Genomic DNA, 2,156 nt, shown 5'->3' with positions numbered 1-2,156 from the left:
CGAGGGGGCCGGGCCCCGCCCGGTGCGGTGGCCGCGTTCGGCGGTGCCGGGTCGGTCAGCCGGCGGTACCGGTGACGGTGTTGCCGGAGCGGGTGAGGGTGTAGGTCACGGTGTCGCCGCTCCAGAAGTGGAAGGTGAGGTTGACCGTGGAGTCGTCCCGCACGCCGTTGAAGAAGGCCGAGGGCAGGGTGATCCGCCCGGCCTCGTAGTCGGGCGAGAAGGCGGCCTCGAACTCCTTGAAGGAGGTCCAGTCGTGCGGGCCGGCGTTGCCGCCGTCGGCGTAGACGGCCTCCATGGTGGCGAGTTGGTCGCCGTTGAACCGGGTGGGGATGACCAGGGAGTTGGTGGTGCCGGAGGCGTTGGAGAGCTGCGGCGTCTCGTGGGTGATGATCCGCACGTCCCAGGGGGCGCCGCCGGAGAACTCCAGCGTCAGGGTGGCGTTGACGCCCTGGCCGCCGCGTGCGGTGAGGCGGGAGAGGGTGGCGGCGGAGATGGTGAGCCGGTCGCCGTTCAGGGTGTAGGCGGTGCCGCGCCTCAGTTCCCGGGAGCCGTGGCGGACGGCGGTGAGGGTGTGGCCGGCGGTGTCGAGGGTGATCTCCGCGTCGGTCACCGGGGCGGAGCCGCGCACGAAGATCTGGTCGGTGGAGGCGGTGGCCGAGGCGGTGGTCCAGCTGGTGGAGATCTGCCGGTACAGCGCCGGGTCGTTCCACTCCAGGGCGCGGCGGTCGAAGTGCTGGCCGTTGTCCCACCACATGGTGGTCAGGTCACGGATCCGCGCCTGGTGGCCGAAGTCCTCGAAGAACTTGAGCTTCTCCCCCTGCTGGACGGTGCCGGTGTGGCGGTCGAAGCCGAGGAGGCCGTACTCGCCGATGATCACCGGGATGCCGCGGGAGACGAAGGTGTCGTGGAGGCGGTCGAAGGTCTCGACCATGTCCCGGCGGGAGTCCTGTTCGTAGCGGGTGTGGCCGGCGACGTTCACGCTGAACGGCCAGAAGCCGTAGTAGTGGATGGTCGCGGCGAGGTGGGGGTCGTCCAGTTCGTCGAACGTCTCGACCAGTTCGTCCAGGCGTTCCTGCTCGTGGGCGGCGTGGAGGGTGGTGAGGACGAGGAGGCGGTCGGCGTTGTTGCCGCCGGAGTCGCGGACGATGCCGTGGAAGGTGGTGTTGAGGTCGTGCAGCAGTTCGGCGTCGTGGGCGGCGCCGGAGCTGCCCTCGAAGTAGGGCTCGTTGACGCTCTCGAAGCTCAGCTCGGGGGGCGCGTCGCGGAAGGTCTCGGCGATCTGTTCCCAGCTCGCGGTGTACCGGGCCATCACGGCGTCGTAGTCGCGCGGCAGGTTCATGACCCACTGCCACGAGTCGTGATGGATGTTGATCATCACGTGGAAGCCCTCGTCGAGGGCCTGGTCGACGACTTCCTCGACGCGGTCGAGGTGGGCCGGGTTGATGGTGTGATCCGGGGCGCCGCCCTGGTGGGCGTTCCAGGTCACGGGGATGCGGATGCTCTCGAACCCCTGCGCGCGGATGGCGGCCAGTTGTCGGCGGGTGACGCGGGGATTGCCCCAGGCGGTCTCGTCCTCGCCGACGGCGTCGAGGGTGTTGCCCAGGTTCCAGCCGGGCTGCATGGCGGCGACCATGTCCATGGCGGAGGTGCCGGCAGCGTCCCCGGTGGTCTCCCGGGGCGTCTCCTCGTCGGTGCCGTTCTCCCCCGCCGAGGCGGCGGGCGGGATGGCGGCGAGGCCGAGGATGACAGCCAGCGAGGTCAGGGCGGTGAGGAAACCTCGTGAACTGCTTTTCACGGTCGTCCTTTCGTATCGCGTGCGTGCGAGCGCGCCCGACGCGTCCGCTTCCGGACGACTCGCCGTTCCGCCCCCGTCGCCGGGCCCGCCCGGGGAGGGGCGGGATGCCGGACGCGTCACGGGATGCGCTCGCGGGGCTCGAACGCGTCGGACTCATCCCTCTCACCGGCGGGAACCGGGGTGACCCGGAGATGATCGAGTCGAACAAATTCGATTCGATTCCGACACATTTCAACGAACGTATATGCGAGGCGTGAACACGTCAATACAGGTGGGGTGGGTGTTGCGTGAGGCCGGGCGGGACGATCGGTGAAGGCCCGCCAGGTGCCTCCCCCGCCCCGAACGAGGGACCGCACCCGCG

At 69.8% G+C, this 2,156-nt stretch carries 1 protein-coding gene; it reads right to left on the bottom strand.

Features of this window, described 5'->3' with window-relative positions:
• Nucleotides 1–55 precede the first annotated feature (55 nt).
• Nucleotides 56–1,795, bottom strand: coding sequence for a cellulase family glycosylhydrolase (locus FOE67_RS23545; protein WP_182666851.1), 1,740 nt, complete (start codon nucleotides 1,793–1,795; stop codon nucleotides 56–58).
• Nucleotides 1,796–2,156 lie beyond the last annotated feature (361 nt).

The organism is Streptomyces calidiresistens (genome assembly GCF_014141525.1).
In the GTDB taxonomy this organism is placed as follows: domain Bacteria; phylum Actinomycetota; class Actinomycetes; order Streptomycetales; family Streptomycetaceae; genus Streptomyces; species Streptomyces calidiresistens.
Note: the sequence above shows the minus strand (reverse complement) of the source record. Positions and strands in the feature narration are given on the sequence as shown.